Source organism: Halomonas sp. LS-001, from assembly GCF_052983955.1.
In genome coordinates this window covers 3,641,961-3,668,162 of sequence record NZ_CM129816.1, presented here as the reverse complement: position 1 = coordinate 3,668,162, position 26,202 = coordinate 3,641,961, and the positions used below count along the sequence as shown (strand labels likewise).

General features: G+C 56.0%; 26 protein-coding genes. 7 read left to right on the top strand and 19 right to left on the bottom strand.

Annotated elements, in window-relative coordinates:
* Positions 1 to 3 precede the first annotated feature (3 nt).
* Positions 4 to 507 (bottom strand): hypothetical protein, encoded by a 504-nt coding sequence (locus tag ACU6TU_RS16265; protein WP_447142410.1) that lies wholly within the window; start codon positions 505 to 507, stop codon positions 4 to 6.
* A gap of 110 nt (positions 508 to 617) precedes the next feature.
* Between ACU6TU_RS16265 and ACU6TU_RS16260 the strand changes: the two genes are divergently transcribed.
* Both ACU6TU_RS16260 and ACU6TU_RS16255 read left to right on the top strand, forming a co-directional pair.
* Positions 618 to 1,550, top strand: a complete 933-nt coding sequence (locus ACU6TU_RS16260; protein WP_447142409.1) for an AEC family transporter — start codon at positions 618 to 620, stop codon at positions 1,548 to 1,550.
* A 376-nt stretch (positions 1,551 to 1,926) separates the two neighbouring features.
* Entirely contained in the window at positions 1,927 to 2,925 is a 999-nt protein-coding gene (locus tag ACU6TU_RS16255) for a 2-hydroxyacid dehydrogenase (protein ID WP_447144280.1), read from the top strand.
* 36 nt (positions 2,926 to 2,961) lie between these two features.
* On the opposite strand, the gene trmB is transcribed toward ACU6TU_RS16255, so the two are convergent.
* The 3 genes from trmB to thiS form a co-directional block, all read right to left on the bottom strand.
* Positions 2,962 to 3,705: a tRNA (guanosine(46)-N7)-methyltransferase TrmB gene (trmB, locus tag ACU6TU_RS16250; protein WP_447142408.1), complete on the bottom strand. Its 744-nt coding sequence runs from the start codon at positions 3,703 to 3,705 to the stop codon at positions 2,962 to 2,964.
* Positions 3,706 to 3,740: 35 nt separating this feature from the next.
* Positions 3,741 to 4,550, bottom strand: coding sequence for a thiazole synthase (locus ACU6TU_RS16245; protein ID WP_447142407.1), 810 nt, complete (start codon positions 4,548 to 4,550; stop codon positions 3,741 to 3,743).
* Positions 4,551 to 4,637: 87 nt separating this feature from the next.
* Positions 4,638 to 4,847, bottom strand: a complete 210-nt coding sequence (thiS, locus tag ACU6TU_RS16240; RefSeq protein ID WP_447142406.1) for a sulfur carrier protein ThiS — start codon at positions 4,845 to 4,847, stop codon at positions 4,638 to 4,640.
* Positions 4,848 to 4,990: 143 nt separating this feature from the next.
* Between thiS and ACU6TU_RS16235 the strand changes: the two genes are divergently transcribed.
* On the top strand, positions 4,991 to 5,371 hold the full coding sequence (locus ACU6TU_RS16235; protein ID WP_447142405.1) for a DUF423 domain-containing protein: 381 nt from the start codon (positions 4,991 to 4,993) through the stop codon (positions 5,369 to 5,371).
* A 47-nt stretch (positions 5,372 to 5,418) separates the two neighbouring features.
* Here the strand turns inward: ACU6TU_RS16235 and ACU6TU_RS16230 are convergent, their stop codons facing one another.
* The 8 genes from ACU6TU_RS16230 to ACU6TU_RS16195 form a co-directional block, all read right to left on the bottom strand.
* Positions 5,419 to 6,189: a copper resistance protein B gene (locus ACU6TU_RS16230; RefSeq protein WP_447142404.1), complete on the bottom strand. Its 771-nt coding sequence runs from the start codon at positions 6,187 to 6,189 to the stop codon at positions 5,419 to 5,421.
* 9 nt (positions 6,190 to 6,198) lie between these two features.
* Entirely contained in the window at positions 6,199 to 8,103 is a 1,905-nt protein-coding gene (locus ACU6TU_RS16225; protein WP_447142403.1) for a copper resistance system multicopper oxidase, read from the bottom strand.
* A 68-nt stretch (positions 8,104 to 8,171) separates the two neighbouring features.
* Complete coding sequence (locus ACU6TU_RS16220; protein ID WP_447142402.1) at positions 8,172 to 9,503, bottom strand: ATP-binding protein; 1,332 nt, start codon at positions 9,501 to 9,503, stop codon at positions 8,172 to 8,174.
* On the bottom strand, positions 9,490 to 10,155 hold the full coding sequence (locus tag ACU6TU_RS16215) for a response regulator transcription factor (protein WP_447142401.1): 666 nt from the start codon (positions 10,153 to 10,155) through the stop codon (positions 9,490 to 9,492). Before ACU6TU_RS16215 ends, ACU6TU_RS16220 begins: the two co-directional genes overlap by 14 nt.
* A 14-nt stretch (positions 10,156 to 10,169) precedes the next feature.
* Positions 10,170 to 10,658 (bottom strand): cupredoxin domain-containing protein, encoded by a 489-nt coding sequence (locus ACU6TU_RS16210; protein ID WP_447142400.1) that lies wholly within the window; start codon positions 10,656 to 10,658, stop codon positions 10,170 to 10,172.
* Positions 10,659 to 10,774: 116 nt separating this feature from the next.
* Positions 10,775 to 11,770: a serine hydrolase domain-containing protein gene (locus ACU6TU_RS16205; protein ID WP_447142399.1), complete on the bottom strand. Its 996-nt coding sequence runs from the start codon at positions 11,768 to 11,770 to the stop codon at positions 10,775 to 10,777.
* A gap of 35 nt (positions 11,771 to 11,805) precedes the next feature.
* On the bottom strand, positions 11,806 to 12,240 hold the full coding sequence (locus tag ACU6TU_RS16200; protein ID WP_447142398.1) for a PaaI family thioesterase: 435 nt from the start codon (positions 12,238 to 12,240) through the stop codon (positions 11,806 to 11,808).
* Positions 12,241 to 12,369: 129 nt separating this feature from the next.
* A complete protein-coding gene (locus tag ACU6TU_RS16195; RefSeq protein ID WP_447142397.1) occupies positions 12,370 to 14,544 on the bottom strand; it encodes a malate synthase G in 2,175 nt (724 codons plus the stop codon).
* A gap of 250 nt (positions 14,545 to 14,794) precedes the next feature.
* Here ACU6TU_RS16195 and ACU6TU_RS16190 point away from each other — a divergent pair, with 250 nt between their 5' ends.
* Positions 14,795 to 15,796, top strand: a complete 1,002-nt coding sequence (locus tag ACU6TU_RS16190; RefSeq protein ID WP_447142396.1) for an alpha/beta hydrolase — start codon at positions 14,795 to 14,797, stop codon at positions 15,794 to 15,796.
* A gap of 7 nt (positions 15,797 to 15,803) precedes the next feature.
* On the opposite strand, the gene ACU6TU_RS16185 is transcribed toward ACU6TU_RS16190, so the two are convergent.
* The 6 genes from ACU6TU_RS16185 to ACU6TU_RS16160 all read right to left on the bottom strand — a co-directional run bounded on the left by ACU6TU_RS16185 (position 15,804) and on the right by ACU6TU_RS16160 (position 22,548).
* The gene (locus tag ACU6TU_RS16185) at positions 15,804 to 16,064 is read right to left on the bottom strand and encodes a HigA family addiction module antitoxin (RefSeq protein ID WP_447142395.1); all 261 of its coding nucleotides are present in this window, start codon (positions 16,062 to 16,064) and stop codon (positions 15,804 to 15,806) included.
* A gap of 35 nt (positions 16,065 to 16,099) precedes the next feature.
* The gene (locus ACU6TU_RS16180; protein WP_447142394.1) at positions 16,100 to 17,611 is read right to left on the bottom strand and encodes a YifB family Mg chelatase-like AAA ATPase; all 1,512 of its coding nucleotides are present in this window, start codon (positions 17,609 to 17,611) and stop codon (positions 16,100 to 16,102) included.
* 92 nt (positions 17,612 to 17,703) lie between these two features.
* Positions 17,704 to 18,594, bottom strand: a complete 891-nt coding sequence (locus ACU6TU_RS16175) for an ABC transporter substrate-binding protein (RefSeq protein WP_447142393.1) — start codon at positions 18,592 to 18,594, stop codon at positions 17,704 to 17,706.
* A 137-nt stretch (positions 18,595 to 18,731) separates the two neighbouring features.
* Positions 18,732 to 20,837, bottom strand: coding sequence for a TonB-dependent siderophore receptor (locus ACU6TU_RS16170; protein WP_447142392.1), 2,106 nt, complete (start codon positions 20,835 to 20,837; stop codon positions 18,732 to 18,734).
* A 150-nt stretch (positions 20,838 to 20,987) separates the two neighbouring features.
* The gene (locus ACU6TU_RS16165) at positions 20,988 to 21,953 is read right to left on the bottom strand and encodes a helix-turn-helix transcriptional regulator (protein ID WP_447142391.1); all 966 of its coding nucleotides are present in this window, start codon (positions 21,951 to 21,953) and stop codon (positions 20,988 to 20,990) included.
* A gap of 226 nt (positions 21,954 to 22,179) precedes the next feature.
* Positions 22,180 to 22,548, bottom strand: a complete 369-nt coding sequence (locus ACU6TU_RS16160) for an accessory factor UbiK family protein (protein WP_447142390.1) — start codon at positions 22,546 to 22,548, stop codon at positions 22,180 to 22,182.
* 344 nt (positions 22,549 to 22,892) lie between these two features.
* Between ACU6TU_RS16160 and ACU6TU_RS16155 the strand changes: the two genes are divergently transcribed.
* From ACU6TU_RS16155 to glnK, 3 genes are all read left to right on the top strand, one after another.
* The gene (locus ACU6TU_RS16155; RefSeq protein WP_100820528.1) at positions 22,893 to 23,231 is read left to right on the top strand and encodes a P-II family nitrogen regulator; all 339 of its coding nucleotides are present in this window, start codon (positions 22,893 to 22,895) and stop codon (positions 23,229 to 23,231) included.
* Between the two features lie 44 nt (positions 23,232 to 23,275).
* Entirely contained in the window at positions 23,276 to 24,526 is a 1,251-nt protein-coding gene (locus tag ACU6TU_RS16150) for an ammonium transporter (protein ID WP_447142389.1), read from the top strand.
* 264 nt (positions 24,527 to 24,790) lie between these two features.
* Positions 24,791 to 25,129, top strand: a complete 339-nt coding sequence (glnK, locus tag ACU6TU_RS16145; RefSeq protein ID WP_100820530.1) for a P-II family nitrogen regulator — start codon at positions 24,791 to 24,793, stop codon at positions 25,127 to 25,129.
* Positions 25,130 to 25,306: 177 nt separating this feature from the next.
* Here the strand turns inward: glnK and ACU6TU_RS16140 are convergent, their stop codons facing one another.
* Entirely contained in the window at positions 25,307 to 26,083 is a 777-nt protein-coding gene (locus tag ACU6TU_RS16140) for a ferredoxin--NADP reductase (RefSeq protein WP_447142388.1), read from the bottom strand.
* Positions 26,084 to 26,202: the final 119 nt, after the last annotated feature.

Genomic DNA, 26,202 nt, shown 5'->3' with positions numbered 1-26,202 from the left:
ACATCAGCTCCGGATAACATCGAAATCGAACCAGCTGCCCACACGACCATTGGGTGTATCAAGAATAACCCGGGCACGCCATGGCATCACGGATAATGTACAAACGCCTAATTGCCCTTGTCCATGAAAGTGACCATCCTGAGCCTTTGCCAGCGAAAAGCGATTGATCCCCATATCCATGCTGCGACCAATGAAGTCAACGTCGACAGCGCTAACCTCCATGCCTTGGGTGGTGACGGTGAGAGGGAGAATTTCAAGCGACTCGATACGCCCGTCAACATTTATCGAAAATGTCAGAGAGCCTGTATCCGCAAGGCTTACCGAGCAGGCTTCTGTATGCAGGTCGCATTCGGCTGAAGGCGGGTACCAGGTGATATCGCCATCACTGCGTAGCCAATGGGAAAACGCATACCAGCTTAGGGCGGCCAGCGCGATGCCTGTCACCAGGATAAGCACCTTGAGCACCGGAAACGGTTCGGCATTCGCCGTTTTTGAAGATGTGTTCATGGCAGGATCATCGTGACATCAAGCGTGGAATGGAAGTTACTCTTTTTTGAATGGTAACAGTAAACGATAAGACATCCCTGTGCTGGGATGTCGCAGGTGAGGAGAGTCACATGCAAGGGGTAGCGGGTCAAAGTATTACTGGGGCACTGGGCCCTTTGTTCCTGCTGATTCTGTTTGGTGCCGTGTTGAGTTATCGACGTTGGCCGGGAAGCGAGTTCTGGTCGCAGCTTGAACGCGTCATCTATTACGTGCTGTTTCCCGCGATGCTGGTGGGCACCTTGGCGACAGCTGATGTAGCGGCGGTACCGGTTGGCCGCCTGGCAATTACCCTGCTGGGGACGATCAGCCTCCTGGCGCTGCTGTTATGGCGGGTACGTGGCTGGATGCAGCTGGAAGCCGCTGCCTTTACCTCTGTCTTCCAGGGGGCGCTGCGCTTTAACACTTATGTGGGGGTGGCCGGAGCAGCCGCATTGCACGGCAGTGCGGGCGCCACCACAGCGGCGGTAGCAGTGGCCTTAATGGTGCCGGTGGTCAATGTGCTGTGTGTGGCCAGCTTCGTAGCAGCGGGAACACTGGGAAAAGCGAGCCTGCGCAAAAGTATTGCGGCGCTGGTGCAAAACCCGTTAATCCTGGGGTGTCTGGTTGGCATCGGGCTGAATGTGAGCGGTATCGGCCTGCCTGGCTGGAGCGAAGACAGCGTTACCTTGCTGGGGCGCGCCGCCTTGCCGTTGGGCCTGGTTGCCGTTGGTGTTGCATTGCGTCCGGCAGCCTTGCTACGCCTGGACCGTGGCGTGATGGTGACCAATGGCATCAAACTGTTGCTGCTACCCGCCTTGGTGCTTGTGCTGGCCTGGTTGGTTGGGCTGGATAACGTCACCCGGGATGTCGCATTGCTGTTTGCGGCATTACCCACAGCGACGTCGGCTTACATTCTGTCTCGTCAGCTAGGCGGTGATGCCGAGCTGATGGCCGCGATCATTACCGGTCAAACGCTGTTTGCCATGCTCACGCTCCCATTATGGTTGCAGCTGATAGCGGGGTAGAAGGGTCGGTAATCAAACGGTAAATAAAAGATATTCGCATTACTATTGACGGGGTAAATGAGAATGATTATATTGTGATGGTCAGCGTTTGATGAGCCGCTGGCAACCATGACACCCACAAGGTTAAGTGTCATTACACCTTATCCTGTCATGGTTTCTCCCTCTCATTGCTAGTCACGGTCTTTTTGCCGCCTCCTCTGGGGGCGGCCTTCTTTTTTTATACCCTTCATACGCGCTTGTCTCGTTATTAGACGAGGTAGATGATGCACGTCTTCAGCGTATTTATTTCTTTATCCATGCGGCCCTGTTTACAGTGTTTATTGCAAAGCACTTTGGAAAACGACCTGGTTAACGTCAAACAACGGGAGAGAACGTGATGCGTATTGCTGTATTCAGCGCCAAAGCCTACGACGAGACATTCCTGAATCGTGCTAATGCGACCAGAAACCACGATTTAAACTTTTTTGACGTACACCTGAACGCCGACACGGCTGCGCTGGCGCAAGGGTTTGATGGCGTATGCGCGTTTGTTAACGATCGCCTGGACGCTGACGTGCTGAATATCCTGCATGCGGGGGGAGTGCGTCTGGTGGCGTTGCGTTCGGCGGGTTTTAATCACGTCGACCTGACGGCTGCTGAGCGTCTCGGCATCACCGTGGTTCGGGTGCCTGCCTACTCGCCCCACGCGGTGGCCGAGCATGCGGTGGCACTGATTCTGAGTCTCAATCGGATGACATTCCGGGCTCATAGCCGGGTACGCGATGGTAACTTTTCGCTGGATGGCTTATTGGGCTTTGATCTTTACGGTAAAACCGTCGGGGTGGTCGGCACCGGGCAAATCGGGCTGATTTTTGCCGATATCATGCACGGTTTTGGCTGCCGCATTCTGGCGAGCGACCCGTTCAGAAGCGCGGATGCCAAAGCCTTTGTTGAATATGTGCCGCTGGAAACGCTCTACGCCGAGGCGGATATTATTTCGCTACATTGCCCGCTGACGCCTGAGACCGATCACCTGATTGATGGCGAAGCGATTGCCCGGATGAAACCCGGCGTGATGCTGATCAATACCGGGCGTGGGCGGGTAGTGGATACTCAGGCGGTCATTGGTGGCTTGAAAAGTGGCCACATTGGCTATTTGGGCCTTGATGTGTATGAAGAGGAAGAACAGCTTTTTTTCGAAGACCTGTCGTATAAAGTGATCGACGATGACCAGTTTATGCGCCTGACGACCTTTCATAATGTCTTGATTACCGGGCATCAGGCATTTTTCACCCATGAGGCATTGAGCAACATTGCAGAAACCACGTTGGGCAATATTGACGCCTTTGAAAGCGGCAGCGGCACGATGCACAGAGTGGTTATCGATCAATCTTAATCCTGAATGTTGCCATGCTTCAGCGGTTCAGCAGGCTTATTCTTCCCGGCGGTAAATCAGGTCCCATACGCCATGGCCGAGCTTTTCGCCACGGGCCTCAAATTTGGTCAGTGGGCGAAATTCCGGGCGTGGTACATAGGGCGCTGTCTCCGGGTCTGCGGTATTGGTGTAACCGGGGGCGGCTTCCATCACCTCGGCCATCCACTCGGCGTAGGCTTCCCAATCAGTTGCCATATGAAAGGTGCCGCCGGGTTGTAAGCGCGTGCGAATCAGCTCGACAAACGCGGGCTGCACAATACGCCGCTTGTGGTGTTTCTTCTTCGGCCACGGGTCGGGGAAAAACAGCTGCAGGGTGGTCAGCGAGCCTTCCGGCAGGCACTGTTCAAGCACGGCCAGTGCATCTTCGCGATAAACGCGCAGGTTGGTCAGGCCGCGCTTATCCACTTCATCCAGCAACTTGCCGACACCGGGGGCGTGCACTTCGATGCCGATGAAATCAGTGTCCGGATGGCGTTCGGCCTGCTCGATCAGCGAGTTGCCCATGCCAAAGCCAATTTCAACAACGCGAGGCGCCTTCCGGCCAAACAGGGCGTTCAGGTCCTGGCAGCCATCGGCAATCGTCAGGCCCAGGCGCGGCCAGACCTCTTCCAGGCCACGTGTCTGTGCGGGCGTCATACGACCGGCACGAATCACATAGCTTTTGATGCCGCGTCGGTGTAACGGCGCATCGGCATTTTCAGGGCCAGTGGTGGCCTCAGGGGAATGTTGGGAATCTGTCATAGTGTTTCTTGCATCGAGTCTCTTGAATCAAGCATTTAGCCGTTAATACGGCCTGCAAAGGGGGACGATGGGTCAGCGCTTTGGCGACGCGGCATACGGCCGGCCAGAAAGGCCTCGCGACCCGCCTGAACCGCCAGTTTCATGGCCCGGGCCATGCGTAGCGGCTCACGGGCATGAGCGATGGCGGTGTTCAGCAGCACGCCATCGCAGCCCAGCTCCATGGCCATGGCGGCATCCGAGGCGGTGCCGATACCCGCATCGACCAGCACGGGCACGTGACTCTGCTCGATAATCAGGCGGACATTATGCGGATTCTGAATGCCGTGGCCGGAGCCGATCAGCGAGCCTAGCGGCATGATGGCGCAGCAGCCCATGGCTTCCAGTTCGCGTGCCACAATGGGGTCATCGCTGGTGTACACCATGACGTCAAAGCCATCTGCCAGTAGCGTTTCGGCGGCTTTCAGCGTCTCAACCACATTGGGGTAGAGCGTATGATCGTCGCCCAGCACTTCCAGCTTGACCAGGTTGTGGCCATCGAGGAGTTCTCGAGCCAGCCGACAGGTGCGCACGGCATCCTTGGCTGTATAGCAGCCTGCCGTGTTGGGCAGCAGGGTATAGCGCTGTGGCGAGATCGCATCCAGCAGGTTGGGGGCGTCTGCTTCCTGCCCCAGATTGGTGCGGCGTACGGCAAAGGTCACAACGTCAGCGCCGCTTTCGGCAATGGCAGCCCCGGTTTCGTCGAAATCCTTGTACTTGCCGGTGCCAACGAGTAGGCGAGAAGAGAATTCCCGACCCGCAATCGTCAGCGGCGTGTCTGGGTGAAGCGGGTTATTAGCAAGGGTCATGCGAGCATCCTGTGAATAAGCCTTGTGAGTGAGCCCTGTCAATGAGCCGAAATGTGTCAGCTGCGTGAGGCGATGTCAGGTGTTCCGTTAGCCGCCGCCAATGGCATGCACCACTTCCACCTGATCCCCATCGCTGAGCAGCGTCTGGGCAAGCTGGCTTCTGGGAACGATTTCTTCGTTGACTTCGACAGCGATGCGTCGCCCCGTGAGGCCCAACTGTTCAATCAGTTGGGCCACATAAGTACCTGCTTCCAGCGCGTGGTCGTCACCATTAAGGCGGATGCTGATCATGGTCATGGAGAGCCTACTGCCTTGGTCGTTGATATCATAAGTGACAGATCGATGCGGCCTATTGTAGCGGCTTAACGGCCTGCAGACAGCCATTAACCGATGACAATAGATCACGAAGTAACCAGAACAGTGAACAACAGGAGATCAGTATGCTGCAAATCCATCGCGGGGCCTGGTGCGGTGTGGCGCTTTCAGGCGCATTGATGGTCATGCTTGGCGCCTACGCCGCCCATGGGCTATCGGCCCGAGTCAGCGCTGAGCTGGTCAGCGCCGTGGAAACCGGCGTGCGTTATCAGGCCTGGCATACCCTGGCCATCATGGTGGTGCTGGTATGGCGTAGCGTTCAGCCGTTGGCTGGCCAGCGCTGGGTAATAGCGTTATGGGCACTGGGCATGCTGTGTTTTTCAGGTTCGCTATATCTGATGGCGCTAGCCGGCCTGAGCCTCGGTATTGTGACACCTATCGGTGGCGTGCTGCTGATGGCTGGCTGGTTGGGCTTAGCCGCCACGGCTTTGCTAAGCCCGACTTAATGCAAGTCGCTTAAAAAAGTTCTTAAAAAAAGTTCTTAAAAAAGTGGTTAAAACATAAGTTTAACCCCGGCAACGACCCCAGTGTCTTCCGTGCTATCGCCACTAGCTCGGGAGAAATCTGCTGTGTCGCCGTACTCTTTCTGCCAATAAGCACCGACGTAGGGGGCGAAGCGGCGGGTGACTTCATAGCCTAGCCGCAGGCCAGCACGAACCGAGTTAAGCCCTTCGCCCACACCAAATTCTTCAACCTCGCTAGCGGCCACGGCAATTTCGGTGCGCGGCTGTAGGTAGAGCCGTTGAGTAAGGCGCAGATCGTATTCGCCTTCAAAACTGGCGGCGACATCGCCATCCTCACTCACTTGTATAGCAACGTCGGTTTCAATGCCGTAAGGCATCACGCCTTGCAGACCCACCACACCATAGATGCGTTCGGCGTGATCATTGGAGAACACACCGCCTTGGTAACCGATACCCCCCTGTAACTCCCAGAAATCAGCGACTAGGCGGCTATAGAGGAGTTCCAGGGACTCAAACTCAGCATCTTCGCCGTCGCCCTGGACATTTTCGCCTTCTGATTTCAGGTAAACGCGGTTGATATCGCCGCCGTACCAGCCCTGAAAGTCCCATACCACAGCCTCTTGGCCTTTATCGGGCACGCTATATTCAAGCCGGTCGAACAGGGCCATGCCCATGTTGTGTTCCTCGGTGGGCGCTGGCCAATGATCTGGCGCTGCATAGCCATCTTCGGCTTGAGCAGCGGTAGCAGCGACCATGCCGAGGGCGGCGCTGGCGAGGGTTAAGTAGCGCTTGGTTTTCATGCTGTCTCCTTAAGAAACCTGAACAACGCGGAACATACCGGCATCCATGTGATAGAGAAGGTGGCAGTGGAACGCCCAGCTGCCCTCTGCGTCTGCGGTGATCAGTGCAGACACACGCTCGCCGGGCTTCACATTTAGGGTGTGTTTGCGCGGAATCAATTCACCCTGGCCGTTTTCCAGCTCCATCCACATGCCGTGGAGGTGAATGGGGTGCTCCATCATGGTGTCGTTGACGAGGATGAGGCGCAGCCGCTCATCTTTCATAAAATGAATGGGGCCGGTCACCTCGCTAAATTTCTTGCCGTCGAACGACCACATATAACGTTCCATGTTGCCGGTCAGGTGCAGTTCAAGCTCACGGCCTGGTTCGCGGCGGTCTGGCCATGGTGTGAAGGCTTTAAGGTCGCGGTAGACTAAGACGCGTCGTTCGTCGGGGTCGATGCCGATGCCCGCTTGGTCGTAGCGAGAGCCGGGCTGGGCTTCACCAGCAAGTAGCATGCCATTTGCGCCGATTTTCGCCTGTTCCCCGGACATGCCGCCCATACTAGAGTGATCCATTCCCGCCATACTGGAATGGTCCATGCCTTGCATATTCGACATGCCTGAGTGATCCATTCCCGCCATGCTGGAATGATCCATGCCATCCATATTCGACATGCCAGAATGATCCATTTCCTCCATGCTGGAATGATCCATACCATCCATATTCGACATCCCTGAGTGGTCCACCCCCGCCATACTGGAATGATCCATGCCGCCCATGCCGTGGGCAGCCATGGCTTCCATGCCGCGATCGGCAATTTGACGTCGTTCAGGGATTTCAGCCTGCATGCCTTCTCGTGGAGCCAGAGTGGCGCGGGCATAGCCGCTGCGATCCATCGCTTCTGCGAAGATGGTGTATGCCCGGTCATCTTCGGGTGAAACAAGCACATCGTAGGTTTCAGCCACGCCAATACGAAACTCATCCACGGGAACCGGCTGCACCGGTTGGCCATCGGCGGACACCACGGTCATCTTCAATCCGGGTATGCGAACATCGAAGAATGACATGGCCGAACCGTTAATCACACGTAGTCGTATCCGCTCTCCAGCTTTGAACAGCGCATTCCAGTTTTCCTGTGGAGAGTGGCCGTTGAGCAGGTAGGTATAAGTACTACCCGTGACATCGGCGATATCCCGCGAACTCATGCGCATTTGGGCCCACATACCGCGCATTTCGGCGGTTTGTGAGAAACCCTTATCGCGAACATCAGCGAAGAAGTCAGCAATCGTACGCTCTTGGAAGTTGTAATAGCCTTCCATGGTTTTCAGATTACGGAACACCGACATTGGGTCTTCAAAGGTCCAGTCGGTAAGCAGTAGCACGTGCTCACGGTCGTAGCGGAAAGGCTCGCGCTTGGCAGCGTCGATAATCAACGGCCCTGCATGGCCAAGCTGTTCCTGCATACCTGAGTGGCTGTGGTACCAGTAGGTACCGTTCTGACGAACAGGGAAGCGGTAAGTAAAGGTTTCACCTGGTGCGATACCTGCAAAGCTGACGCCAGGCACGCCATCCATTTCCGGTGGCAGGATTAGGCCATGCCAGTGGATAGAAGTGGGTTCATCAAGCAGGTTGGTCACACGCAGTACGGCATCCTGCCCCTCCTGCAAGCGAATCATCGGGCCCGGGCTGGTGCCGTTGATGGTAATGGGCATCGCATCCTGACCATCAATGGGGTGTGATTCACGGCGAATGGCTAGCGATACCTCGGGGCCCTCTTCGATGCCCTGAGCATAGACATTGGTGCGCCCCCAGGGGGTTGCCCAGGCGGGAGTTAATCCCATTGCCGCAGCGGAGCCTAACCCTAAGGCAACGCCGCCTTTTAGAACCTGCCGACGAGAAAGTGGGTGAGAAATGATACTTGAGCGTGCCATGTGCAACTCCCATCAATGATGAATAGCGTTATCTTGATGGAAGAAGCTGAATCAGAGCTGAATAATGATTAATTGGTCCATTCGTTCGCTAAAGGCAAAGCAATTGTGACGCGCAAGCCACCCAGTGGGCTTCGTTCAAACTGAGAGCGCCCAGAGTAGCGAGAGATTAACTGGGCAAGAATCGAGAGGCCTAAGCCGTAACCGGGACGGCGTTCATCCAGCCGTGTGCCACGTTCACTCAGTCGCGAGAGATCCTCTTCAGCAACGCCGAGGCCGTCATCATCAATGGTTAGCATGAGTGTGGTAGCGGAGACGGTAATGTCGCAATTAACGCACCTACTCGCCCACTTTCCAGCGTTATCAAGCACAATGCCTAATATTTCAGAAAAGTCGTGGGCTTCAATCGGCACTTGGTCTTTCTCGCTTGCCGAGAGGGTTAGTTGAAACATACGTTCAGGGTAAAGGCCACGGAACATCTCTATCAGCCGTGAGCTATCTCGCGTGATGTTGGCCATTCGCCCTGCGTTAGGGCCTGCAATACGAGAACGGCGTAACTCAGCATCCAGTTGGGCATTAATGTCCTCAATACGGCTGAGTAGCTTGTGGCGTCGGGTTTCATCAATAGGTCGGTTGCCGCGTAGGACTTGGGTAACCGCTGCCAGCGGGGTTTTCAATGCATGAGAAAGGTTGGCAACTGATTCCCGCGAGCGCTGCAGGCGAAGATCAATGTCATCCATAAACCAGTTCAGCTGGTCAACTAACTCATCCAGTTCGGCAGGGGCGACTAATGAAAGGCGATCGCGCTGGCCCGCTCGCAATGATTCAAGCTGTTGACGCAGTTGCCAAAGTGGCGTGAGCCCACGGTTGACCGCCAACATGTTAAGTATGATGAGCATCACCAAAAGCACGGCGGCAATGCCACCTACCCACCAGTGCAAGGTCGCAAGTCCTGCTTCAACCTGAGAAAAATCTTCTCCCACCAGCAGCACACCGCGAGTGCCTTGCCATTCAAAATGGCGGCGGTAAACCAGTAAGTGCTGATTGTCATGTTTAACGTCTAACAGCGCATCGCCGTTTTCTTCCAGCAGCGGTGCCAGCTGCTGCCATTGCAGATTGGAGGCGCTCACCGAGCCGTTAAGGCGCAGCACGTATAAATGATGGAAGACTTGATAGCCTTGGCTAACCGAGTCAAGAGCGGCAGGCACGGCAGCCTCACCTTGTTCAAGCTGCGTGACGGCATGGTCGGCTTCGCGCTGAAGACGCTCACCCAAGAAATCCCGAGCAAGGTTCTGTAACAATACCCCATGCATTAACCAGGTAATTATCACCACTAATAGCGCCACACCACCCAGCCATGCGAGTAGTCGAATACGTAAACTGCGCCGATCAATGTGAAGCAAAGAAATACCCCTGGCCGCGGCGAGTTTGAATCACCGATTTACCGAGATAACGGCGCAGACGAGCGACATAGACTTCGACCAAGTTGGGCGCGGCGGCATCCTGCTCCAAGGCATAGAGCTGCTCTAGCAGCTGCTCTTTCGAGTGGATGCGATCCGGATGCAGCATTAAGTAGCGGAGTAGCCGAAACTCAGTCGCCGTTAGCGAACGCCACGCTTCTCCTTCTTGGCACACTCGTTGGCCTGCTCCATCCAGCGATACGCCGTTAAGCGTAATCACCTGAGATAACTGACCGGACTGCCTGCGAAGGAGAGCCTTCAGGCGGGCCATTAGCTCGGCTTCATGGAAGGGTTTTGTCAGGTAGTCATCAGCCCCTGTTTCAAGACCAATGACTTTATCTTCCCAGGTGTCGCGCGCCGTCAGGATTAAAATAGGGGTGTCGCGTTTTTGCCTGCGCCATTGGGCGAGCAGATCCAGCCCCGAGCCATCGGGCAAACCGACGTCTAAAATAGCCAGCTCGTAATGCTCAGTTGCCATAAGCGACTTGGCCGCTTTCACTGAAGCGGCCAAATCAACCAGGTAACCGTTGTCCTTTAGGCTCTCTGCCAAGCTCTCTGCTATTAAGTCATCATCTTCAAGTAACAACAGTTTCATGGGCAAACATCAGGTTAGAGAGAAAAATTGCCGTACATGCCGGACTCGTAATGACCGGGGATGTTGCAGGCATACTCTAGCTCGTTAGCATTATCAGGGACACTCCATAGCAGAGTCCCTGTCTCACCAGGCGCAATGGTGACGCCTGCCATGCTCATGTTGGCCATGTCGTGACCGCCGCCGTGTGACATATCCGACATGTCATGGCTTTCGCCATTCGCCATATCCAGCATCATTTGACGATGCTCTTCTTGGGCTTCTTTGCTACCAATCACAAATTCATGTTCTAAATTGCCGGTATTGGTAATTTCAAATCTAACAACTTCTCCAGCCGCCATTTCTAACGCTTCAGGATCGAACCACATATCGCCAGCTTCAAGGCTGATCGTGCGATCAACGTCAGCGTCGGTTAGGCCACTATCGCCACCGCCATGGCCGGGTGCAGCCCATGTAGCGCTTGTTACCAAACTTAGTGTAAGAGCAAACAAAGACGTTACTAACATGTTTTTGCGCATGGTTATTTACCTCAGAGGTGATTGTCACCTGTTCTTTATACGGTGTTAACCTGAAACGAGCCTGAACCCAACGGGAAAAACAAGCGGTGCCACCGCTTCAATCGTCAGCCAAGGGCGACAATACGTGTCACCAGGGTACGCAAATCACCAAAAAAGCCGCCGCTACGTGCTGGTCTTGTCGGGTCTGAAGTGATGGCGATGGACAGCTGCTGGTCTGGAACCACCACCAGCATCTGGCCGCCATAGCCACGGGCATAGGCCGCCTGCTGGCCAGCAAAGCGGGTAAGAAACCAGCCATAGCCGTATTGATCTCCCGAAAAGCGTGAGCGGCCACGGGGCTGCCAGGAGGTGTCAATCCATGCCTTGCTGACCAGTTGGTGTTCCTGTGTGCGCCTATCAGCCAGTACCCTATTGCCGATTTTTGCCAGCCCCAGCGGGCTAACCGGCATTTCGTTGCCCCCCATGTAATAGCCTTGAGGGTCGGTGACCCAGGGGGGGATAGTAATCCCCAGTGGGCTACCCAGCCAGTTGTTAGCCAGCCGGTGGAGATCTTTGCCACTGGCTCTGGCCAGGATAACGCCCAACAGGTGCCAGCTGCCGGTGGAGTAAATAAAACGCCCGCCGGGCTCATCCACCAGAGGGCGTGTCAGCACGTAGTCAACCCAGTCAGAACTGGCGACCCAGGCGCTGTAATTGGCTCCCGAGGTGCTTTCAAGGCCAGTTTGCATGCTGAGCAGGTGGCCAATTGTCAGGGCGTCACGGGCATCTCCGGTCAAGGGTCGCCCAAGAAGCGGTAAGACCCGCTGGTCGGTGCCTTCCAGAACCCCCCGTTCAATGGCGATGCCGGTCATTAGTGCCAGCAGTGTCTTGGAGGCCGATTTGATATTGGCAGGCTGTGTCATTGAAGGGCCGCGAAAGGCGTCAGCGAACAGCGGTTCTCCATGACGGTGAATCACCAGCGCATGAAGCTGTTCAAGGCGCCGGGCGTCATCGGCCACCTTGCCCAGGGTATCCTGCGCCCATGCCTGGCCGCCCAGCCAGGGCAGGGTAACCAGAGCGGCGGCGCCGCCAAGAAGTTGGCGTCGTGTCAGGTTGGCCATGTGATGACTCCCGGTAGGGTAATGTATCTGACCTGTCAGACACCTTGAACCGGTGAAGGTTTATCCGGCAGTGCGTAGCTCGCGGTAATGTGCGCGACGGGCTTTTGTTCATCGCTGACCGAGAAGATCTGCACCTCACCGACGGCCAGCCGCCGCCCGAGCTTGATTAACCGGGCGCGGGCGATAATGTCATGATCGCCTGATGCGGCGCGCAGGAAGTGGCAGTTCAGGTCACTGGTTACCGCCATGGGCTCAGGGCCGATCTGGGCCAGAATCGCCACATACAGCGCCACATCGGAAAACCCCATCATGGTCGGGCCAGACACCCTTGGGCCAGGGCGCAAGTGCTCGTTGCCGATGGTCAGACGTAAGGTGGCCGTCATATCACCGACGCATTCAATTCGCCCCATCCGCTGGGGAAAAACCTCATCCAGAAAGTGCTCTATCTGTTCCGCTGTCATCACAGTCATTGTTGTTTTCCTTGAGTGATGAAATACCATTAGGGGTGGGTGTTAATAACCGTTAACGTTAACGTCAACCAAGCATAAATAAAAACGCCCCAAGGTGCGAGCCTTGGGGCGTTGTCTTTCTTACGGCGATTACTTGGCCTTGTGAACCTGACGCCATTCGTGAAGCAGTGGCTCCGTATAGCCAGAAGGCTGCTCACGCCCTTTGAAGATAAGGTCCGAGGCCGCCTTGAAGGCCGTGGATGCCTCGAAATCAGCGCTCATGGCGGTGTAAGTCGGATCCCCCGCATTCTGCTCGTCCACCACCTTGGCCATGCGCTTGAGGGTGTCTTCCACGCGTGGCGCATCAACGATGCCGTGGTGTAACCAGTTGGCGATATGCTGGCTGGAGATGCGCAGCGTCGCGCGGTCTTCCATCAGGCCGACGTTATGAATATCCGGCACTTTTGAACAGCCAACGCCATGCTCCACCCAGCGCACGACATAGCCCAGAATGCCCTGGCAGTTGTTGTCCAGCTCCTGCTGAATCTCGTCTTCAGACCAGTTGGCGTTCTGTGCCACCGGCACGGTTAACAGGTCATCCAGGTAGTCTGGCTCGCCGTGGGTTTCCAGCTCGCGCTGAACATCTGTCACGTTGACCTGATGATAGTGCAACGCGTGCAGGGTGGCGGCGGTGGGAGACGGTACCCAGGCGGTGTTGGCACCGGCTTTCGGGTGACCGATTTTCTGCTCCAGCATGTTATGCATCAGGTCCGGCATTGCCCACATGCCTTTGCCGATCTGGGCACGGCCACGCAGGCCACAGGCCAAACCGACCTGGACATTGTTTTTCTCGTAGGCACTAATCCAGGCAGCGCTTTTCATGTCGCCTTTGCGCACCATGGGACCCGCTTCCATGGCGGTGTGCATTTCGTCGCCGGTGCGGTCAAGGAAGCCTGTGTTGATAAACACCACGCGGGAGGCCGCTTGTGCAATACACGCTTTAAGGTTGACCGTGGTGCGGCGCTCTTCGTCCATAATGCCCATTTTCAGGGTGTCACGACGCATACCCAGGATATCTTCCACGCGGCCAAACAGCTCGTTGGCAAATGCCACCTCAGCAGGCCCGTGCATTTTCGGCTTAACGATGTACACAGAACCGGTACGCGAATTGCGGGGCTGGTCAGCGTCTTTTTTCAGATCGTGCAAGGCCAACAGAGACGTGACCACTGCATCCAGAATGCCTTCCGGCAGCTCGTTACCGTCTGCGTCCAGAATCGCCGGTGTTGTCATCAGGTGCCCCACGTTGCGCACAAACATCAGCGAACGGCCGGGCAACGTCACGCTGTTGCCATCGGTGGTTTGCCAGGTGCGATCAGCGTGCAGCGAGCGGGTTTGAGTTTTGCCGCCTTTTTCGATCTGTTCCTGCAGGTCGCCTTTCATCAAGCCGAGCCAGTTGCTGTATACCCCGACTTTATCTTCAGAATCGACGGCGGCCACGGAGTCTTCACAATCCATGATGGCGGTCAGCGCGGCTTCCATCACTACATCTTTGACGTTAGCCGGGTCGGTCTTGCCGATCGGGTGAGCGTCATCAATCTGAATTTCCAGATGCAGACCGTTGTTGGCCAGCAGAATCGTGTCCGGTGCGCTGGCGTCGCCATTAAAGCCAATCAATTTACCGGAATCTTTGAGGCCGGTTTCGCGGCCACCCTGGAGAGTAACAATCAAGTGTTCATCACGAATCGCATACTTGATGGCATCCCGGTGTGAGCCGGTTGCCAGTGGAGCTGCCCGGTCAAGCACGCCACGTGCATAGGCGATCACTTTCTCACCACGTTTCGGGTTGAAAAGGGCACTTTTTTCAGCGCCATCGGCTTCTGAAATCACATCGGTGCCGTAGAGGGCATCGTAAAGGCTGCCCCAGCGGGCATTGGCCGCATTCAACGCGTAGCGCGCATTACTCACCGGAACGACCAGCTGAGGGCCTGCCTGAACGGCAATTTCACGGTCGACGTTTTCCGTGGTGGTCTTGACGCTGGCGGGGGCGCTGGCCAGATAACCGATTTCCTTCAGAAAGCGGCGATAAGCGGCCATATCGCTAACCGGGCCAGGGTGTTCGCGATGCCAGGCATCCAGCTTTTCCTGAAGCGTGTCACGTTCTTCGAGTAATACGCGGTTTTTTGGGGTCAAATCGTGAAACAGGGCATCGACACCTGCCCAAAAGGCCTCAGCATCAACGTCCGTGCCAGGTAATGCCTGCTCGTTGATAAAACGATCCAGGTCAGCGGCCACCTGTAAACGATGTCGCGTGATACGCTCGCTCATGAAATATCTCCTGTCTGTCAGGTTGTTGTGGCGAGCGGCAGGTGCCGGCCACGGAATGCATAAGGGTTCAATACGACAAGGCGTTTCAATGCTTTTTCAATATTGAAATGTATTTTATGGAAAATAATTCCATAACAGTGTTGTCATGTAAACAGCGTAGACAGTAAAGCACTGCCATGCTCGACCAAAAGATAAGTCAGTATAGATGTTTTCACGTGATTCCCGCGGTGGCTCGGCAAGGAGAGTGAGCATGCATTCAGAGGATTTTCAGCACCTGCCTGGCGTTTTTGCCAGCCCGCCGGATGAGCCAGCGCTCAAGCCGTTGCACCCGGGAAGTGTATTGACCCAAGCGGTTGAGGGGTATTTCATTCACTACGGTCTGGACACCCTGCTGGCCGACACTAGCCTGGTGCACGCAGGCTTCATCGAGACGGGGCGTTTTTCGTTGTGGTGCCAGGTGTGGAGCCCACCCGAACCGCTGGGAACTGCCTTTGTGACGCATGGCTACTTTGATCACATGGGGCTTTACCGGCATCTGCTGGAACGCCTTTTGGCAAAAGGCTGGCGCGTGGTGCTATGGGACTTGCCGGGGCATGGGCTTTCCAGTGGGCCGCGAGCGGCGATCGAAGATTTTGAAGACTATCAGCATTGCCTGAGCACCTTGCAAACGCGACTGCGTGCCGAATCACTGGCCCCTGGCCCCTGGCTGGGTATCGGTCAGAGCACCGGTGCCTCCATTCTGGCCACCGACGCCCTCATTCAGGGAAACCCTTCGCCCTGGGCGGGGCTGGTGCTCCTGGCGCCGTTGGTAAGACCCTGGGGCTGGACGCAATCAAGCTGGCTGCACTGGGTCGCCAGCCCGTTTATCAAGGAGATTCCGCGTAAGTATCGCGCCAACTCAACCGATGAAGCCTTTGCGTTATTTCTGCGTGAGCATGACCCGCTTCAGCCGGATAAAATCAGTGTTGGCTGGGTGAGTGCCATGCGCCGCTGGATGCCTAGGCTTCTGGCGTATGCGCCGGTCTCTGTTCCCACCCTGATTCTGCAGGGTGAGCAGGACCTGACGGTCGACTGGGAATGGAACCTCGGCGTGCTGGCGGAAAAATTCCCCGAGGCCGAGATTCACTGCCATCCTGAGGCGCGGCATCACCTGGTCAACGAAGCGGAGCCAATACGCCAGGTATTGTTTGATAGGCTGGATACGTTCATCGACCAGCTTTCATCATCGGTGACGGAACACTCGCATGAATGAAGGCAATTCAAGCGACTTGGTGTCGACGTGCTTCTTCCAGATCGTAGGCGTTTTGTAGGCGTAGCCAATAGCCCTCACTGGTACCTAGAACCTTGGCTAAACGCAAATCAGTGTCAGCAGTAATCGCGCGACGACCAAGCGTAATCTCACCGATTCGCGTGGCTGGCACCCCCATTTTGCTGGCTAATGCATTCTTGCTTAGCCCCATCGGCTGCATGAAATCCTCATACAATATTTCGCCAGGATGGATGTTAGGAAGTTTGGCCATAGTTGATCTCTCAGTGGTAATCAATGATTTCATTGCTAACCCCCCTTCAACAACCTGTCCAGTTGGCGGTAGCCGATGGCTTCGATCAGGTGTGGTTGCGTGGGTTTAGGCTCGCCCTGCAGATCCGCCAGGGTTAGCGCGACCCGCAGCACCCGGTGGTAGGCACGGGCGGAGAGTTTGAGCTTTTCCAGTACACCGGCAAGCCAGGCGCGTTCTTCATCGTTGAGGTCACAGGCGGCTTCCAGGGCTTTACCGCTGAGCTGACTGTTGAGTGCTCCGCGCGCCATTTGTCGTTCGCGGGCGGCCATCACGCGCTGGCGCACGGCGGCAGACGATTCGCCTTCGGTTTGCGCCGTGAGCTGTTCCGGTGGCAGCGCGGGGACCTCGACCTGCAGGTCGATACGGTCAAGCAGCGGGCCGGAAAGCCGCGCCTGATAGCGCTGAATCTGGGAGGCGGTGCATTGGCAGCGCTGTCGCGGGTCGCCAAGGTGCCCGCAGGGGCAAGGGTTCATAGCGGCTACCAATTGAAACTGGGCAGGATAACGGCGCTCGTGATTGGCGCGGGATAAATGTATCTCGCCAGTTTCCAGCGGCTGGCGAAGTACTTCCAGTACATGGCGTGAAAACTCGGGTAGCTCATCAAGAAACAGAACCCCCTTGTGAGCCAGGGAAATCTCGCCGGGCTTGGGTTTTGAGCCACCCCCGACCAATGCTGCTGCGCTGGCGCTGTGATGAGGTTGGCGAAACGGGCGTTGCCCCCAATGTTCATCCAGCGCCATGCCACAGACGGAACGCACCGCCGCGACGGCAAGGGCGTCTTCGTCGGAAAGCGGGGGCAGAATGCCGGGCAAGCGGCTGGCCAGCATGGTTTTACCGGTGCCGGGTGGGCCAGCAAACAGCAGGTTATGGCCACCGGCGGCGGCAACTTCTAGCGCCCGGCGAGCCTGTTGTTGGCCACGCACATCGGCAAGGTCGTCCATGGGGGCCTTGGCTTCAGGTGGTGCGGCCAGATGATGCGGGGCGATGGGTTGTTGACCGAGCAGGTGAGCAACCACGTCCCACAGCGTATCGGCGGGCAGCACTTTCAGCGAATCCCCCGCCAGGGCGGCTTCGTCAGCGCAGGCGCGGGGCACGATCAGTGCATTGCCAGCCGCTTTGGTGGCCAGCGCAAAGGGCAGAACGCCCATGACGCTTCGCAGTTTGCCATCCAGTGCCAGCTCGCCGGTACATTCCATGCCTTCCAGGGCTTCGACCGGGATCTGGCCGGACGCCGCCAGAATGCCAAGGGCAATCGGCAGATCGAACCGGCCACCTTCCTTGGGAAGGTCAGCAGGGGCAAGGTTCAGGGTAATGCGTCGGGTATTGGGAAAGTCGAAGCCTGCATTCACCAGGGCGCTGCGCACGCGTTCGCGGCTTTCCTTGACGGCCGCTTCCGGCAGGCCCACCAGCGTCAGCCCCGGCAAGCCGTTGGCGAGGTGAACTTCAACATGTACCGGTGGCGCTTCCAGCCCCAACCCAGCCCGTGTGGCGACAATCGCTAATGTCATGGCGCTCCCTCGCTCCATTTTTTATGCCGAAACCTCACCCTACGTTATCTTTGGCATGAAAAAATAGCGCCCTGTCTGTTTGGAAACGCTAGTTAATAATCTGGGCGGCTGTTTGGCGGCGGTGTTTGCGATGCCAGCGCGGTAACCAGTTCCCGGGCAAAACGTTGCGCGGAAGGCAGTGCCCCAAAGCTCCACACCGGCGGCAGGCGCAGCAGGTTGGCGTTTTTGACGCTGGGCAGGTGTTGCCATAGACCGCTTTCCGCCAGCGCGTCTTCTACGCCGATTGGCAATGGGTCAACAATAACCAGGGTTGCTTCGGGGTAACGGGCGAGCGCTTCGATACCGGATAGCGAAAACCCCCAGGCGTTGGTGGGCTGGTCCCAGGCGTTAGTCAGGTCAAGCTGTTCAAGCACAGCGTTATAGAGGCTGTTATCGCCAAAAACACGCACATGGCGGGCATCCATAAACTGCACCATCAATAGCGGCGCAGTATCAGGGCGCTGTTGGCGTAGCGTGCTCATCAGAGCGTGTGTGTCGTTGATCAGCTGTTCTGCCTGAGGTTGGCGCTTGGTTAATTCCCCCAGCTGACGGGTCAGGGTTTGCATTTCTTGCCAGGTATCGGTGCCGGGCGAATAGAGGGCGAACGAGGTGACGGGAGCAATTCGCTCCAGACGCGGCGTCAAGCTGGCGAACATGGGGGAAATCAGCGTTTGCGATGGCGGTGATTGCGCCATCAGTTCGACGTTAGGCTGAGTCCGCAGGCCGAGATCCGTCACGCTGGCGGGGATGCGTGGCTCGCCTACCCATTGATGGTAGTCACTCTGTTGGGCGATACCATTCACTGGCGCGTCAATCGCCAGCAGCGTCTCAGCGATGGTCCAGTCGACTGTCGCCCACTGTGCCTTGGCGTTCGAAAAGGGCAGCAGGCAAATGGCGAATAAACCGCAACGTGCCAGTAAAGAGAGCAGCGACAGGTGGCGCATGGTGGTGAGAGGTCATCCGGAAAATAAGCGTTATATTTAAACGGTAATGCGTATTGTTTGCAAGTTTGGGTTTACAAGACTGAGGACAGGAAAAATGCCCAGGCGCTAAGCCCGGGCATCGCGGTTTTCAGGGCGACCTAGAAACGGTAGTGCACGCTGGCCGTAATGCCGCGTTCGGCACCAAAGTAGCAGTATTCCAGGGAGTTACACGAGGCGACGTAGGCTTTATCCAGGGCGTTATGGAGATTCAGGCGGGTCTCTACGCCGTTCATACCTGCCTCGCTCCAATCGTAGCCCAGCGTGGCATCCACCAGGGTGTAGTCGGGTACGGTTTCGGTGTTGGCTCGGTCGGCGGCAATGTCAGCGTAGTGACGCACGCCAACGCCAACATCCACGCCGCTTAACCACCCCTGATTCACTGTGTATTGGCCCCATAACTGTACCTGATGACGCGGTGAATAGATGGCATTGTTGCCTTGGTTGCCGTCGTCGCTTTTGGCGTAAGTAATATCGGTAAAGCTGTAACCGGCCTGCAAGGAAAGTGATTTGGTTAGCTGGGTTTGTGCCTCAAGCTCTAGCCCTTGGGATTTTATTTCACCCACCGCGCGATAAGGATCTGATGGCTGCTCCTTGGTGGCAACGTTTTCCTGGCTGATATGATAAAGCGCTGCGCTGAACTGATTGGCGCTGCCGTCAGGCTGGAATTTGATGCCGGTTTCCCATTGCTCGCCCTCCATGGGGGCCAGCAGATCACCGCTTTCATCCACGAAGCTGGTGGGTGTAAAGGCCGTCGAGTAGCTGGCATAGGGGGCAACGCCGTTATCGAACAGGTAAACCGCCCCGGCGCGGCCACTGAACTGGGTAGCGCTTAGCGAGCTGGTATCGCCGCTATCGCGGTTGGTGTTGTCGATATTGACCCAATCGTAGCGGCCGCCCAGGGTGAAGCGCCAGTTATCCACGGCGATCTGATCCTGTAGGTAGACGCCGGTCTGGTCAATTTCATGGCGTTCCCGCAGTGGATCGTAGAATTCAATGGGGTCGCTGCCATAGACAGGCGAAAAGGCATTGAGCGGCTGAAAATACCCTGAAGGCCATGACACCGTGTTGTCGCGCTGTTGGTAATCCACCCCAAACAGCAGTGTGTGCTGCATCGCGCCGCTGTCGAGGTTGGCTTCGAGCTGGTTGTCGAGGGTCCAGGCATCCAGTGACTCATTACTGCCAGCATAGTAACGAGTGAGCTCATCCGAGGTGGGTGACGTCCAGCCATAACCGTATACCTGGTTCAGGGTGACATCCGAGTTCAGGTAGCGGAGTAACTGGCGGCCAGTGACCTGTTCGTTAAAGCGATGTTCCAGCGAGTAGCCCAGCATACGCTGGGTGCGCTCGTAGGCATCGTAATCGTCTTCCCCATCGTAAAAGTTATTGCTGATTTTGCGCCCGTTGCGCGCTACCACGGCGCCTTCATAGGGAACGCCAGAGTGGTAGCCGCCTTCTGGTTCATCCTGCAGGTAGGCGTCTACAGTTAGGCTGGTGTCATCGGTTATGTCCCAGGTGAGGCGCGGTGCGATGGCATAGCGCTGCTCTTCGGCGGGGCCAAACTGAGTGTCGGCAGCGCTAGCAATGCCGGTTAAGCGGAAAGCCAGCCGCTGTTCCTCACCGATGGGGCCGGTGAGGTCAAAGGCGGCACTGCGCTGTCGATTATTGCCGACCCGGAAACGTAGCTCGCCATTCGGTTCAAATTCAGGGCGTTTGCTGTTCAGTGCAACGACACCCCCCGGTGATGCGCGGCCATAGAGCACCGAGGCGGGGCCGCGTACCACTTCAATACTGTCTAGAAACCAGGGGTCGATGCGCATACTGCTATGCGAGTTGGCATCGCCCATGACTTTCAGGCCATCCAGAAAGGTGTTGCTCAGGCTGCCATCGGAAAAGCCGCGAAGCACCAGGTAATCGAAGCGGTTTGAGGCACCTATCTGATTGCTGTAAACCCCTGGCGTGTAGTCAGTGGCGCGCTGAACAGTGCTCACGCCACGCTGGTCCATCTGCTCACGGGTAATGGTCGAAACACTTTGGGGCGTTTCGATGAACGGCGTAGTGACTTTGGTCGCGGCCTGCTGGGCGGTGACCGTTACGGTGTTTAATGACGTGACGCCTTCGTTAGCTGACACCGGGGAAACCACCAATCCCGCGATAACGGCGGCACTGAGAGGCGAACGTAAAAAGCGACGATGTGAAGCATGCATAAGGCGAATACCCGAAAGAAGAAGCCATGAAAAATAAGTAATGAGAATTATTACGTTTAATCGCTGTAAAGAGGTATGCGCGATGACAAAGGTGTTATGCGTCGTGCCAGACATGAGCTTCAAAAGGAACTTGTTACCGCGAAGTTCCCGCTAGCGGCGCTTGTGAAACTCATGAGGTGTCATACCAAAGGCCCGTTTAAAAGCCGTGGCAAAGTTGGATGCATGGCGATAGCCACAGGCATGCGCGGTCTGCTGAACGCTGTAACCTTTATGCAGATACGCCTGCGCACGTGTCAGGCGGCAGCGTCGCAGGTAATCAAAAATCGAGCAGCCGTAGCAGTGGTGAAACTTGGCGCGCAGGCTGCTGGCACTCATGGCGGCATCCCGCGCGAGGTGTTCCAGCTGGTAATCCTGAGAGGGATGATGCTCGATCTGCTGACGTACCTGTTCCAGTCGTTGGTAGTCGCGCTGGGAGAGCTTCGCAGGAAGGCTCGCCGCTTTTTTCTCATGGCAGGGGTCAAGCTGGGTGTCAGGCAGGCCGTGCGCAAGCAGCTGCAGCGCCAGGCCTTGCCACAACAGGCGCTGGCGCTCGGCTGGCCAGTCCGATGCCAGCGCTGTCTCCAGGCTATGGTGAAGAGAAGGCGGCACTTTCCAGGTATGCAGCAGAGGGGCTGGCGCCACCAGATGGATCGAAGGCGAGGAGAGGGGGCCGTTGCCTGCTGACATCGATACATTAAGGATACGCAGGCGTTGCGGTGCGGGTTGAAACGCCTTGAGCCCGGTCTGTTCATTGAAATGTGCGCTGAAGGCGTCTCCGGCCCCTAACTGAAATGATTGGCGGCCGAGCCCCACCTGAATATGGCCTTCAAGGATCACGCTGAGAAACCAGGGAACAGTACGCCGTGAGGTAGAGGCGTAAGCGTGCAGGACATCCAGATCAGAATGTGTCACTCGCAAGGAAGGATCAATCTCTACGTCCATCACCCGTCCCTGGGCAATGCACGGCCCGGATAGAAACCGCTCGGCATCGGGAAAGTGGTAATCAATCCCGTAGCGTTGCCCAAGGGCCTGCAGATCATGGGTGGTGAGCGGTATGCGAGCTGTCGCCTCTACCATCGGTTGCATCCCTTGGGCATCAATTAATCAGCCATTTAATACGCCATCGACCAGTTCATTCAGAGTGTCAGAGAGTATCATAAAAAATGTTAAATTTAATGATATTGATTCGTATTTATTTTCCCGCGTTTATTGATTGAGCACGGCCTTCATCATGCATTGATATTCGCTGCGCTAACGAATCAGTGCAGCGAATAATCGTTGAGTGTTTATCGTGGACCGCGCTTTATTGCGGCTTATCCGTATTCTTGTCTTTCTGCTCTGTTTCCGGCTCTGTTTCCGGCTCTGGCTCATGCTGAACAGGTGCCGGAGGGGCTTCTGCTTCAACAGGCGTTGTGGTCGGTGTCGTGGATGCCTCCACGGCAGCCTCTAAGCTTGCCACCTGTTTTTCCAGTGCTTCAACGCGGGCGCGAGTGCGCTGCAAGACATCCATCAAAATATCGAAGTCTTCCCGTGATACAAGCTCCAGACGGTCGAAAGCACCCCGGACCACCTGTTGCACACCTTTCTGAATATCTTCGGGGGCCTGCGAGGCATTCTGCAGGCGTTCACCGATCTGTTGTGCCAGTTGGCCGATACGGTCGTGGGGCATCATAGTCGTCTCCTTTTGGGTTAGCGCTCTGGTAAGGATACGCAACACAGCGGCAACGCGCATGCGCCAAAGCCTTTTTGGCCAAAAAATAGCGTAGTCCCATCCATGCCTTTTAATGATGCAGCGCCGTAAATCGCTTGCTCTTTTTTGGTGCATCAACCGAGGTTGTGCTGGCTATAAGACTTTCAGAGATTACGAAAGAAAGTACATAATCGTAATAAAATACTGTTTTTAAAAGTAAAAAAATAAAGTTGGCACGTTATGCGCATTGTAGAGGGCAAGCACCTGGTTCGGGCAGTGGCTGCTGCTTACACCAACATCTGTTAACGACGCAAGGGAGATCCGGGATGAAACTCATCACCGCCATCATCAAACCGTTCAAGCTCGACGACGTGCGCGAAGCGTTGGCTGACAACGGTGTTCAAGGCATTACCGTGACCGAAGTGAAAGGTTTTGGTCGTCAGAAAGGGCATACCGAGCTTTATCGTGGTGCTGAATATGTGGTGGATTTTCTACCCAAGGTGAAAGTGGAAGTCGCCGTTGATGATTCACGCCTGGAGAGCGTGCTGGATGCTATCTGCAGTGCGGCCAACAGCGGCAAGATCGGTGACGGCAAAGTCTTCGTTACACCGCTGGAAGACGTGATCCGTATTCGTACCGGCGAGCGCGGCGGCGACGCTGTGTAAGCCTGCTTCCACCCCCTTGATTCTAGCCTGATGGAGAAAATCCTATGAACGAGTTAGCTGAGCTGAGTTATGCGCTCGATACCTTCTACTTTTTGATTTGCGGTATTCTGGTCATGTGGATGGCCGCTGGTTTCTCGATGCTGGAAGCTGGCCTTGTTCGTTCCAAGAACACCGCTGAAATCCTGACCAAGAACGTGGCTCTGTTTGCGATTGCCTGCACCATGTATCTGCTGGTGGGCTACTACCTGATGTACTCCAGTTCGGCAGGCGGTTTCATTCCCAACCTGGGCTTCCTTCTGGGTGATGAAAACAGCGCTGCTGCCGTGACGGCGGGTGGTGATGATGCGCCTTACTATTCCATGCGTTCGGACTTCTTCTTCCAGGTCGTCTTTGTGGCGACTGCCATGTCGATCGTTTCCGGTGCCGTGGCAGAGCGTATGAAGCTGTGGGCCTTCCTGGCTTTCGCTGTGGTGATGACGGCGGTTATCTACCCGGTGTCTGGCTACTGGACCTGGGGCGGTGGCTGGATCAGTGCAATCGGTTTCTCCGATTATGCCGGTTCGGGCATTGTCCACATGGCCGGTGCGGCGGCTGCGCTTGCCGGTGTTCTGGTACTTGGCCCACGTAAAGGCAAGTATGGCAAGGATGGCTCGATCCGTGCCATTCCCGGCGCCAACCTGCCACTGGCAACCCTGGGTACCTTTATCCTGTGGATGGGCTGGTTCGGCTTTAACGGTGGCTCGGAGCTGAAAATGTCGGATATCGGCTCCGCCAACGCGGTAGCACAGGTAATGGTCAACACCAATGCGGCGGCTGCCGGTGGTGTGATTGCTGCCCTGGTTCTGGCGAAACTCTGGTTCCGCAAAGCGGATTTGACCATGGCGCTTAACGGCGGTCTGGCAGGTCTGGTCGCGATTACCGCTGGGCCTTCAGCGCCCACGGCGGTAGGCGCGATGCTGATTGGTATGGTGGGCGGCCTCCTGGTCATTGTCTCTATCGTGACGCTCGACAAGCTCAAGCTGGATGACCCGGTCGGTGCGATTTCCGTCCACGGTGTGGTGGGTATCTGGGGCTGTCTGGCCGTGCCGCTGACCAATGCGGATGCGACGTTCGGCGCGCAGATCATCGGAATGGCAGGCATCTTTGCCTGGGTCTTCCTCGCCAGCCTGATTGTCTGGCTGATTCTTAAAGCGGTGATGGGTATCCGCGTCACCGAAGAAGAAGAGTACGAAGGCGTTGATATCACGGAATGCGGTATGGAAGCTTACCCAGAGTTCAGTATTGCCAATAAATAAATGACTCTGCTGTAACCGCTTCACCTGGCCTCCCTTCTTGGGGGGCCTTTTTGTATCGGCAGAGTTTCCTTAAGTGAATCAGCTTTTCATTATCCGTGGGTGGCAGTGTATGCTAAAGGGCATCTCAGGCAGGCGGTTGATGCCGTCTGCGCTGGCGCAGATACTGACATGCTGGCATGGTTCGGCTGACACTGTTTAGCTGACACCGTTCGGCTGGTATAGCTCGATTGAGCAGACTTTCCATTTTGTATTGAGGACGCCGCCATGAAACTTATCTCTGCGATTATCAAGCCGTTCAAGCTTGATGACGTGCGCGAATCGCTCTCCGACATCGGTGTGCAGGGGATTACCGTCACTGAAGTGAAAGGCTTTGGTCGTCAGAAAGGCCACACGGAACTTTATCGTGGTGCCGAATATGTGGTGGATTTCCTGCCCAAGGTAAAACTGGAAGTGGCCGTGGATGACGACATGGCCGAGCAGGTCATCGAGGCCATCACCCAGGTCGCGAATACCGGCAAGATCGGTGACGGCAAGATTTTTGTCATGCCGCTGGAACAGGTTATCCGTATCCGTACCGGTGAAACGGGCAAAGACGCGGTTTAGGTTTGTTAACTGTGAATAGTGAGTGGTGAATGGTAAGAAAAAAAATTAGTAAATTGTTGAACTGTAAACAGTAACCAGCAAAAAGCCCCTGTGGATCATCTCCAGCAGGGGCTTTGTATTAGTGATGTAGTGATTATAGCGACTAGGGTTTTCTACTCATTTCTCACTTCTCACTACTCACTTTTCCACAAAAGCACGCTCAATGACGTAGTCACCCGGCTCACCCATACGCGGTGAGATATTCAGGCCGAGTTCGTCGAGAAGTGCGCTGGTATCGTCAAGCATGGCGGGGCTACCGCAAATCATGGCGCGATCCTGACGAGGGTCGATCGCTGGTAGGCCGGTATCTGCAAACAGCTTGCCGGAGCGTATATGGTCGGTCAGGCGCCCCATGGTATGAAATTCTTCGCGGGTAACCGTCGGGTAATACACCAGTTTTTCGGCGATTTCTTCACCCAGGTACTCATGGGCAGGCAAATCATGGGTAATGAAATCAGCGTAGGCCAGTTCTGATACCTCCCTTACTCCATGCACCAGCACGATTTTTTCGAAGCGCTCATAGGCTTCCGGATCGAGAATCAGGCTCATGAAAGGGGCAAGGCCGGTGCCAGTGGAGAGCAGATAGAGGTTGCGCCCAGGCAGAAGGTCATCTGTGACAAGAGTGCCTGTGGGTTTGCGGCTGACCATGATTTTATCGCCGACTTTCAGGTGCTGCAGGCGCGAGGTGAGCGGGCCATCCGGCACCTTGATGCTGAAAAACTCGAGATGATCTTCGTAGTTGGGGCTGGCGATGGAGTAAGCGCGCATCAACGGCTTGCCGTCGACTTCCAGGCCGATCATGACAAATTGCCCATTTTTGAAGCGCAGACTGCGCTCGCGCGTGGTGCGGAAGCTGAACAGAGTGTCGTTCCAGTGATGAACGCTGAGAACTTCTTCGAGGGCGAATTTACTCATGGTGTCTCCGGTGAAAGCGTTAAAAGGGGCGCCGTTATGCGTAAATTGAATAAAAGATCGATTTAGTGTTGCTTCTTAGTCTAAGAAAACGTCTTATATCTGTTAAGTCAATAATAGTG

Bases quoted from the DNA above. Each gene is read 5' to 3' on its own strand.
- trmB (WP_447142408.1), bottom strand. From the start codon at position 3,705: ATGACAGATTCCCAACATTCCCCTGAGGCCACCACTGGCCCTGAAAAT.
- ACU6TU_RS16200 (WP_447142398.1), bottom strand. From the start codon at position 12,240: ATGACTGTGATGACAGCGGAACAGATAGAGCACTTTCTGGATGAGGTT.
- thiS (WP_447142406.1), bottom strand. From the start codon at position 4,847: ATGACCATGATCAGCATCCGCCTTAATGGTGACGACCACGCGCTGGAA.
- ACU6TU_RS16140 (WP_447142388.1), bottom strand. From the start codon at position 26,083: ATGAGTAAATTCGCCCTCGAAGAAGTTCTCAGCGTTCATCACTGGAAC.
- ACU6TU_RS16230 (WP_447142404.1), bottom strand. From the start codon at position 6,189: ATGAAAACCAAGCGCTACTTAACCCTCGCCAGCGCCGCCCTCGGCATG.
- ACU6TU_RS16175 (WP_447142393.1), bottom strand. From the start codon at position 18,594: ATGCGCCACCTGTCGCTGCTCTCTTTACTGGCACGTTGCGGTTTATTC.
- ACU6TU_RS16190 (WP_447142396.1), top strand. From the start codon at position 14,795: ATGCATTCAGAGGATTTTCAGCACCTGCCTGGCGTTTTTGCCAGCCCG.
- ACU6TU_RS16195 (WP_447142397.1), bottom strand. From the start codon at position 14,544: ATGAGCGAGCGTATCACGCGACATCGTTTACAGGTGGCCGCTGACCTG.
- glnK (WP_100820530.1), top strand. From the start codon at position 24,791: ATGAAACTTATCTCTGCGATTATCAAGCCGTTCAAGCTTGATGACGTG.
- ACU6TU_RS16235 (WP_447142405.1), top strand. From the start codon at position 4,991: ATGCTGCAAATCCATCGCGGGGCCTGGTGCGGTGTGGCGCTTTCAGGC.
- ACU6TU_RS16245 (WP_447142407.1), bottom strand. From the start codon at position 4,550: ATGACCCTTGCTAATAACCCGCTTCACCCAGACACGCCGCTGACGATT.
- ACU6TU_RS16180 (WP_447142394.1), bottom strand. From the start codon at position 17,611: ATGACATTAGCGATTGTCGCCACACGGGCTGGGTTGGGGCTGGAAGCG.
- ACU6TU_RS16170 (WP_447142392.1), bottom strand. From the start codon at position 20,837: ATGCATGCTTCACATCGTCGCTTTTTACGTTCGCCTCTCAGTGCCGCC.
- ACU6TU_RS16165 (WP_447142391.1), bottom strand. From the start codon at position 21,953: ATGGTAGAGGCGACAGCTCGCATACCGCTCACCACCCATGATCTGCAG.
- ACU6TU_RS16155 (WP_100820528.1), top strand. From the start codon at position 22,893: ATGAAACTCATCACCGCCATCATCAAACCGTTCAAGCTCGACGACGTG.
- ACU6TU_RS16205 (WP_447142399.1), bottom strand. From the start codon at position 11,770: ATGGCCAACCTGACACGACGCCAACTTCTTGGCGGCGCCGCCGCTCTG.
- ACU6TU_RS16265 (WP_447142410.1), bottom strand. From the start codon at position 507: ATGAACACATCTTCAAAAACGGCGAATGCCGAACCGTTTCCGGTGCTC.
- ACU6TU_RS16225 (WP_447142403.1), bottom strand. From the start codon at position 8,103: ATGGCACGCTCAAGTATCATTTCTCACCCACTTTCTCGTCGGCAGGTT.
- ACU6TU_RS16255 (WP_447144280.1), top strand. From the start codon at position 1,927: ATGCGTATTGCTGTATTCAGCGCCAAAGCCTACGACGAGACATTCCTG.
- ACU6TU_RS16185 (WP_447142395.1), bottom strand. From the start codon at position 16,064: ATGGCCAAACTTCCTAACATCCATCCTGGCGAAATATTGTATGAGGAT.
- ACU6TU_RS16215 (WP_447142401.1), bottom strand. From the start codon at position 10,155: ATGAAACTGTTGTTACTTGAAGATGATGACTTAATAGCAGAGAGCTTG.
- ACU6TU_RS16160 (WP_447142390.1), bottom strand. From the start codon at position 22,548: ATGATGCCCCACGACCGTATCGGCCAACTGGCACAACAGATCGGTGAA.
- ACU6TU_RS16260 (WP_447142409.1), top strand. From the start codon at position 618: ATGCAAGGGGTAGCGGGTCAAAGTATTACTGGGGCACTGGGCCCTTTG.
- ACU6TU_RS16150 (WP_447142389.1), top strand. From the start codon at position 23,276: ATGAACGAGTTAGCTGAGCTGAGTTATGCGCTCGATACCTTCTACTTT.
- ACU6TU_RS16210 (WP_447142400.1), bottom strand. From the start codon at position 10,658: ATGTTAGTAACGTCTTTGTTTGCTCTTACACTAAGTTTGGTAACAAGC.